Origin of the sequence: Microcoleus sp. Aus8_D2, from assembly GCF_036702665.1 — a bacterium.
Lineage (GTDB): Bacteria > Cyanobacteriota > Cyanobacteriia > Cyanobacteriales > Microcoleaceae > Microcoleus.
The window spans coordinates 24,878-33,142 of record NZ_JAUBUN010000051.1 but is presented as its reverse complement, the minus strand read 5'-3'; the positions used below and the strand labels follow the sequence as shown (position 1 = coordinate 33,142).

Annotated in this window: 6 protein-coding genes; 3 read left to right on the top strand and 3 right to left on the bottom strand. The window is 45.6% G+C overall.

The window, feature by feature from the left end; genetic code table 11:
* Positions 1 to 194 precede the first annotated feature (194 nt).
* The 3 genes from QUB64_RS28105 to QUB64_RS28095 form a co-directional block, all read right to left on the bottom strand.
* Positions 195 to 1,937, bottom strand: coding sequence for a hypothetical protein (locus QUB64_RS28105; RefSeq protein ID WP_333275159.1), 1,743 nt, complete (start codon positions 1,935 to 1,937; stop codon positions 195 to 197).
* A 133-nt stretch (positions 1,938 to 2,070) separates the two neighbouring features.
* A complete protein-coding gene (locus tag QUB64_RS28100) occupies positions 2,071 to 2,901 on the bottom strand; it encodes an SMP-30/gluconolactonase/LRE family protein (protein WP_333275156.1) in 831 nt (276 codons plus the stop codon).
* A gap of 298 nt (positions 2,902 to 3,199) precedes the next feature.
* The gene (locus QUB64_RS28095) at positions 3,200 to 4,924 is read right to left on the bottom strand and encodes a zinc metalloprotease HtpX (RefSeq protein WP_333275154.1); all 1,725 of its coding nucleotides are present in this window, start codon (positions 4,922 to 4,924) and stop codon (positions 3,200 to 3,202) included.
* Between the two features lie 166 nt (positions 4,925 to 5,090).
* Between QUB64_RS28095 and QUB64_RS28090 the strand changes: the two genes are divergently transcribed.
* The 3 genes from QUB64_RS28090 to QUB64_RS28080 all read left to right on the top strand — a co-directional run bounded on the left by QUB64_RS28090 (position 5,091) and on the right by QUB64_RS28080 (position 8,186).
* Complete coding sequence (locus tag QUB64_RS28090) at positions 5,091 to 6,425, top strand: glutamate-5-semialdehyde dehydrogenase (RefSeq protein WP_333275213.1); 1,335 nt, start codon at positions 5,091 to 5,093, stop codon at positions 6,423 to 6,425.
* A 275-nt stretch (positions 6,426 to 6,700) separates the two neighbouring features.
* Positions 6,701 to 7,828 (top strand): formylglycine-generating enzyme family protein, encoded by a 1,128-nt coding sequence (locus QUB64_RS28085; protein WP_333275151.1) that lies wholly within the window; start codon positions 6,701 to 6,703, stop codon positions 7,826 to 7,828.
* 160 nt (positions 7,829 to 7,988) lie between these two features.
* Positions 7,989 to 8,186 carry a hypothetical protein gene (locus QUB64_RS28080; RefSeq protein WP_333275149.1) on the top strand — a complete coding sequence of 66 codons (198 nt, stop codon included), beginning with the start codon at positions 7,989 to 7,991 and terminating at the stop codon, positions 8,184 to 8,186.
* Positions 8,187 to 8,265: the final 79 nt, after the last annotated feature.

Here is an 8,265-nt window from a genome sequence, read left to right as displayed (position 1 = left end):
CAAATAGTGGCAAAACTTCTCAAAGCGACACACCCTACAATCAGAAGTTGGCTCGAATTAATTACATAAAATCTCACTGCGATGCACCTTAAACTGTGTGGTGCGTCGCTCGCTGGCTTGTCTGTATTTAGTTAGGGATTTTTTAGGGCGACACACCCTACGAATTAATCGGTGAACATTGTCAACCCTAGGAGTTAATTACCCGTCATTTTCACAATACAAGAGGCATCCAAAACTACTACAATTTCATTCAGAAAAACAGCACAACTTGTCACTGCGGGAGCTAATGCGGGAATTTTCCCTTGTTTGAGAGCAAGCATCGCCTCCGGTGTCGCATCAAAATCATCGATCCAGCCGTAATCCTCTACATACTTAAGAGTTAAGGCATTGCGATCGAGCATCCAAAAATCAACTCCATAGCTGTTAATGAAGTTTTGCAAGACAGCTCGCTCGGGAGTGTACTGAGCGCGAATTAAATCGTTAATCCGCCGTAAAAATCGGCTGTAGTAGCCTTTCTGATATGGCACTGCATATTCCTTGGCCACCAAAACCGAACGCTGACTAAAAGTCGGCAAATTGTCCGCCTCTGGGGCGATGGAAGCAATCAGGATATCTTTGGGTTGTTGCTGAAAAAACTTGTACAAAGCGGGCATTTCACCTTCTACATACCCGACTGTGGGAAATTCTTCAACCAAGCAGGGATAAAAGACAACGGCGATCGCGATTGTCGCTGTGGTAATTAGTGCAACTAGATTTTTTAAATTAAATTTTGTTTCGGTTGTTGATGCCCAGTTGCCGACGCCATCGATAATTAACGTCAGGCCGATCGCACTTATCAACACAATGATGAATCGCAAGCTATACGCAGTATAGCGTCCAGGCTGATAAAGCTTAAAAATGGTAGCGTGAGCCGCCAAAAACATCGCCAAGGATGCTAAAAATAGCTGAAGCAACAGCCAAATTTTACTGTTGATTCGACTGGCTAACGGAAAAGCCGATCGCCTCCATAGCAACAGCAGCGGAAAAAACAGCCCCGCACAGTGAGTTACAGGCGTAAACAGCGACTTGGGAAACATCCCGCTACCCCTACCAGTCAGCCAATAATCTACCGGATTTGGACGAAAAAAAGCATTTCTGCCGTCGGCTGCAAATACGCCCATTTGCTTGGCTTCTGCTGCGGTATAAGTCGGGCAAAATTCCGATTTATCTAAGGCATAGGGGAGCATTACTAAAAAGATTATACCCAAACCTGTACTGCAAAATAGGTAATTTGTGCGATCGCCCGACAAGCGCAAACGGCCGTTTTCCCAGCTTAGCAGGCGCACAACTAAAATTCCGGCAGCAACTAAGGCGTAGGGAGGGTAGAATAATCCAATTAGGGTGACTGCGCCCAAACAGGGCAACAACGAACTCCGCGACAAATAATATAAAAAACCGAGAAATATCGGATAGATAAAAGCTCTGGGCGTTGTGGAAGCCAAATCATCCGTCATCCACATATGCTGATTTAGTAGCAAAGATGCGATAAATCCAGTCATCGGTACTGGCAGCATTTCCAAGCAAAGCCCAAAACAGTAATAGGTGGAGATTAAGCCGAGAAATAGCGGCAATATTTTGTGAAAAAATAGCGGGTGAATGCCGATGGTTGCAGCTAATTTGTAGAGCGTGCTGTATCCGGCGGGGGCGACTGATTGAAAGTAGTTAGCAATGAAATCGTTGGGGAATAATTGTCGATCGACAAACCGCATCATCCAGAAAACGTGCTGTCTCGCATCGTCTTGCACCACATACTCGGCGCTGAAGGCTTGCTTGATTCCTAACACACCATAGACTGCGGCAAATGTCAAGCTCAGCATCAACCAGAATATGGTGCGCGATCGGGATTTTTCATCCACAGTCGCAGTTAGAAACTTATGCAAGCGGGCAATTAATACCATTTTAGATTTGAGATTTTAGATTGGGAAAGACTGATTTTCAAAACTACAATTATATCATGCCAGTCAATTACCCCTAATAAAAAGTGTTTGTAGTGAGGACTTCAGTCCTCAGAAAGAAGGACTAAAGTCCTCACTACAAACGGTTTTTAAGGCGAATGCGATAAAGACTTTTACTTCCCGTAATGTACAGCGTTTGGCGATCGCTTTCTCCCCAAGCCAAATTAGTCGCAGTCTCCGGCACTGAAATCTTCCCCAAAAGTTTACCAGACGGGGAGAAAATCCAGACTCCTCCAGGCCCGGTGCTGTAAACATTTCCCTTTAAATCAACTTTTAAACCGTCGGGAACCCCGCTTTGACTGGCGTCTTTCAACTCAGCAAAAAGCCGCTGGTTTGTCACAGTTCCATCGGGCTTGACATCAAAAACAGCAATGTATCCCGCTTCCGAATTGTTGACATAAAGTTTTTGCTCGCCTGGTGAAAATGCGATGCCGTTTGGCAGCACCAAATCCTTAACCAACAAAGTCAATTTACCGTCTGGTGCTAGCCGATAAACACCGTAAAAACCCAATTCTTCCTGTTCTTTAGTAATGCCGTAGGGCGGATCGGTAAAATAAATGCTGCCGTCGGATTTCACAACCAAATCGTTGGGGCTGTTGAGTTTTTTGCCCTCGTATCTATCCACTAATGCGATAACTTTGCCGTCTTTTTCCGTGCGGGATACGCGCCGATTTTCGTGTTCGGCAGTAATCAAGCGGTTTTCTTTGTCTAAAGTATTTCCGTTGGCTTTTCCCGAAGGGCGGCGAAATATTTCAACTTGCCGATTTGAGGCGAATTTATAGATAGTATTGGCGGGAATGTCGCTGAACAGCAAAAAGCCGTCGGGATGCCAAATTGGGCCTTCTATAAATTGGAAATCTCCTGCAACTTTTTCTAATTTTGCGTTGTCATCTATAATAGCTTGCACCGTGTTTGTTTTCTCCCTGTTTTCCGTTTGGGCGGTTAACTTTGTGAAGTTCCCCCTGAGTCTTTGGGTGGGGTTACTGGCTGCTAAAGTTAATATTATCAACAAAAAACTGATTGTAGCAATTTTGACTGTCATGTTGGCGAGCGTAACTTGATTAACCAAGAGCTGATACGATCGGCGGTAATATAATAATTCTCAGGTTCGATCGTTCGGACTTTAGTCCTAAAAATTTATGGGGAAGGACTGAAGTCCTCACTACCAACCAGGTTCGTAGTAAGGACTTCAGTCCTTTCAAATCTTAAGCTGCAAATGAAACGAATAGAGAAGCAATCCCGATCGCGATCGCACCGAGTCCCACAACAAACGACCAAAAGCGGTGATAGCTGCTAACCGTGGTACCGCTATCGCTTTCAAGCTGAATCAAATCCATCCAAGGCGCCACACCCCGGCGGAACCAACCCAAAGCGCTAACATCCATACCGATCAAACTTTGAACCCGTTTCATCCCAAACAAGAAATTACCAATCGGCCCGAAACGAGAAGCATAGCGCAGATAAATCATTCCCGATCTATCTTGCAATTTCAAATCGGAACCAAACGCATAACCCGCATCGCCGCGGCCAATTAATTCCCCTTGCAGTTTCGCAGGTTGACCGCGCAGAGGACTTGCATAAGGGTCAGACATTAAGGTTAAAACATCCAATTCTTCTGCTTGTGAGTAATTCGGGAACATCACCAAAGCCTTGAGCAAAATTCCCACGCCCAAACCAATTAAAGGACAAGCAAGCATCATCATCGGATTCACGACATACAGGGAAATCCCTACCGCAAAACCCACTGCTAAGCCCAAAGTTTCTGCACTGTACAGCAGCAAATCAAAAAAGAAATTTCCGTACAATTTCCGCTTGCTCAAATTGTGACCTTCGCCCACAATTCTGCCCATGTCAAACTCAATATCCAAGCCTAATTGTTCGGCGTAGGTGCTCAAAGCGCGAACTCGCTTACCAGTCAGCGGGTGAGTCGAATTCAACTCCATCCACCAACCCCAAGGATTAAACATATCCCACAGAAACACTCGCCCAATTTTTTCCGGTTCCGACGAAATCCGGTAAGCAGTACCGCTAGATGCCGCAGCTTTCGCATCATAAATGCCTAAAGCGCGAGTTCCTTCTAACAAGCGGCTGGGTTCCGTTGCTCTTTGTCCTTCTTCCAGAATACCGTAAGCAATTTTTACCAAAGCGCGGGATAAAGCGTTGGGGTTCCCGGTAGTTTCGGCGGCAAAATGGTCGGCAAAATATTCTCGCGTCCGCGACAAATACAGCAATAAATAAGTGCCGGCGATGTAAAACAAATAAGCAACAGCAGCGACAGTACCGGCCGCATCTTTAGCTTTTTCGCCCCCGCTTCGGCCGAGCCTTTGAGCTGTAGTGTAAATTAAATAAGTAATCTGCACTAAAGTCGAAGCTAAGGTCATGACGGCAAAGTCCCAGTGGACGATGTGACCGAGTTCGTGGGCGTAAACAGTCGCAATTTCATCGTCGTCTAAATAGGTGAAAAGACCTTGACTGACGACTAAGCGAGCGCTGTTAGGAAAGGAACCGTAGGTAAAAGCAGTAGGATTTTGGTCGTCGATAATTCCTAATCGCGGCTGTTTGAGGTTTTTCTGTTTGCAAACCTTCTGAATAACTTTCGCCGTTTCCGGACTCAGGCTGTCAATTTCTGCTAGGGAAACCCAACGGGTATTGTAGAGCCAATTTTGGGTTAAGTCCATCAAGTAAGGCGACAGGAAAAAAGCAGCGATGTTAAAAATCAGGGTTATGGGAAGTGCGATCGCCAATCCGGCGACGGGATCGGGACTGTTGATAATGAAAACTGTGGCCAACGATAACACGAACACCATACCAAACAGCATGATGATGGTGGCGCCGGAAGCTAAAACGAGGTTTCCGCCAGTTTTCTGGATCAGTTTAATCCCGGCTTTGGGCGATCGCCCTGCCTTGCGTAAAGGGGCTTGAGATGACATAATAATCTCCTAAGGTTATTGACAAAAGGTAATTACCGTGGGATTTTATCTATACTTCACTGTTTTAACCTGTCAGTGCGGAGCGCGGTAAGGGGTCTCAACAAAAATATATAATTTCCTCTATTTTGTTAAGATTGAAAACTGCCCGCCCAATTTATTTCGGAAAATTCAATTCCCATCTCAAAACTCACCAAATCAAAACTATTTAAAAGTTACTGCCATGTCGATTATTGAAATTGCCCAAAAAACGCGCCAAGCTGCTAGGAAATTGGCAGTTTTGTCCGCCGATGCCAAAAATCAAGCCATTGAAGCTATTGCTAAAGCTTTAGAAGCTGCTGCGCCGGAGATTTTGGCGGCGAATGCTGCTGATTGCAAGGCTGCTGAGGCGGATGGAATTGCCAAACCGTTGTACGATCGCCTAAAGTTGGACGAAAGCAAGTTGCAAAGTGCGATCGCCGGCGTGCGAGATGTCGCCAAACTCCCAGACGCGATCGGTGCCGTGCAAATCCACCGCGAATTAGACACAGGATTAATTCTGAAGCGCGTTACCTGTCCTTTAGGCGTTTTAGGGATTATTTTTGAAGCACGCCCAGAAGCCTTAATTCAGATAGTATCCTTAGCAATCAAATCCGGCAACGGCGTCATTCTCAAAGGTGGCAAAGAAGCAGTCCGTTCCTGCGAAATCTTGACAAAAATTATCCATCAAGCATTAGCAGAAACAGCAGTCAATCCCGCAGCCGTGCAGTTGCTCACCACCCGGGAAGAAACAATCGAACTGCTAAAAATGGATGAATACGTAGACTTGATTATTCCCCGAGGTTCCAACTCCTTCGTGCGCTTCGTACAAGAAAATACCCGAATTCCCGTCTTGGGACACGCCGACGGAATCTGTCATTTGTATGCAGACAAAGCAGCGGACATTCTGAAAGCCGTACAGATTGCAGTCGATGCCAAAACTCAGTATCCCGCCGCCTGCAATGCCATTGAAACTTTGTTAGTTCACAGGAATATAGCCCCCGTTTTCCTGCCCGCCGTCGCCCAAGCTTTGCAGCAGAAAAAAGTCGAACTGCGGGGAGACGAACCAACTCGCGCCATCTTAGATATTGCCGAAGCAAATGAAGCCGATTGGTCTACTGAATACAGCGATTTGATTTTGTCAATTAAAATCGTAGACTCTGTGGAAGAAGCAATTAATCACATCAATACCTACGGTTCCAGACATACAGATGCGATTGTCACCGAAGACAGTGAAGCCGCCGAAACATTTTTAAATCAAGTCGATGCGGCCGGAGTTTATCACAATTGTTCGACTCGATTTGCTGACGGTTTCCGCTACGGTTTCGGCGCAGAAGTGGGGATTAGCACGCAGCAAATGCCACCTCGCGGCCCGGTTGGTTTAGAAGGGTTGGTAACGTATAAATATCGAGTTGTTGGAGATGGTCATATTGCGGCTAGTTATGTGGGGAATGATGCTAAGGAATTTACGCATCGGGATTTGTAATATCTGAGATATTGCACCATTTTTAAGCCTTTTATGGTCGGGCAGGATGCCCACCCCACAAGAAATTCAATCTTTGTGGAACAGGCCGGAAAGCCTGTTACTGACAATAATCTAACATCTCAGTAATATAGGACTTATGCACGCGGGGTTGAAAACCCGGTGGTTGAGCGAAGTCGAAACCCTGCGTCAATACCTCAAGGGATTATCCACGATTCTTCGGAGAAACCTGTTTTTTTTAGCCTGAGTTTTATCTAGTTTCGTTGTCAGGAAATAACATGATGACAGAAAATCCAAATCAACCCAGACAATACGATGCCGTCAAGGGCGGTGAATCTCAAGTGCCATTCGGTGCAGCCGTTTTAGGCGGGATTCCCGGTGTTAAAAGTCGTTTGGCATCACCCGCTGTCGAAGTCAGAATCACCGCACTTTCAGAAGCGATTAAATATGGAGAAACTGGATTAGATTTAATAATTGGCGCACTGCAAGATGAATCAATAGCGGTGAAATTTGCAGCCTATTCGCTGCTGAAGCATCAAAAGCAACTAAATATAAAAGGGCAGTTCCACAACTATTTACCGACTTTTGATTTTGATGTAATCACAGTTGATGCTGAAGGAAAAGAAAACAATCGCCACCATCACTACGCTCACTTCTTCCCCGAAGAATTAGGGAAAGGAGTTGTACTGGAAATGGTTTATATTCCCGGTGGCATTTTTATAATGGGTTCGCCAGAAACAGAACAAGGACGAGACGAGAACGAAAGTCCACAACATCAAGTAACAGTACCCGCTTTTTATGCAGGCAAATATCCGATCACCCAAGCACAGTGGCAAGCAGTGATGGGAAACAACCCATCATATTTCAAAGGTGAACAACTTCCTGTTGAATGTGTATCCTGGTATGATGCAGTTGAATTCTGTGGAAAACTTTCCCAACAAACCAAGAAAAAGTATCGTCTCTTGAGTGAAGCAGAATGGGAATACGCCTGTCGTGCTGGTACAACAACCCCATTCCATTTTGGGGAAACCATTACCTGCAATTTAGTCAACTATGACGCAGAGTTACCCGAAGACTCCCTCCTCGCCCATAAGTCGAGTACCTACGAACAAACAACTGATGTCAGGAGTTTTCCCCCCAATGCCTTTGGGCTGTACGATATGCACGGCAATGTTTGGGAATGGTGTAGCGATAGGTGGTACGAAAACTATAAGGGCGCACCAACTGACGGCAGTTTCTGGGAAACTGGCTGGGAAACTGGCACAGATCATTTGCGGGTGGTGCGTGGCGGTAGCTGGCTATTCTGGAATCATACATCTCGCAGTGCCTATCGTAAAGGTATTGGGGCGGAGAAAGGTGGCAATTGCGAGTGCCTGGGTTTTCGCGTTGCTATGGTTTCTGCGTAGTCTCCGGTTTTCGGTTCTGTGCTCTAGTCTACTTCGATCTTCTTTACCATTTTACCCTCTGCGCTTTTTCTTTTTCCATGAAAGCCAAAGGGCGCTCGCGATCGAATTTTACCTAAATTTCAAAATAGAAAGCAGTTAGAAGCTTTCACAATTAACCCTCATGAAATTCAGAAAATCTCGCCATCGCATACAATCAGTTCGTCTGAAAAATGCTGTACTTGGATCGATCGAAAAAGAACACCCAAATTACGAACAAACAATGGCTGAAGTTGTGCAGGAAGCTTTAGCTAAATCAATATCTCGCCCTGCAATGACACCCGATGAGTTTTGTGAGTGGCTAAGCAGTGTTTCGGATTAATCCATCTGACTCCATTCCAACCAAACTTAGCTACAATAAGCTATACTGTGCTCCGCGACTCCCCCACTCGAACAATCCG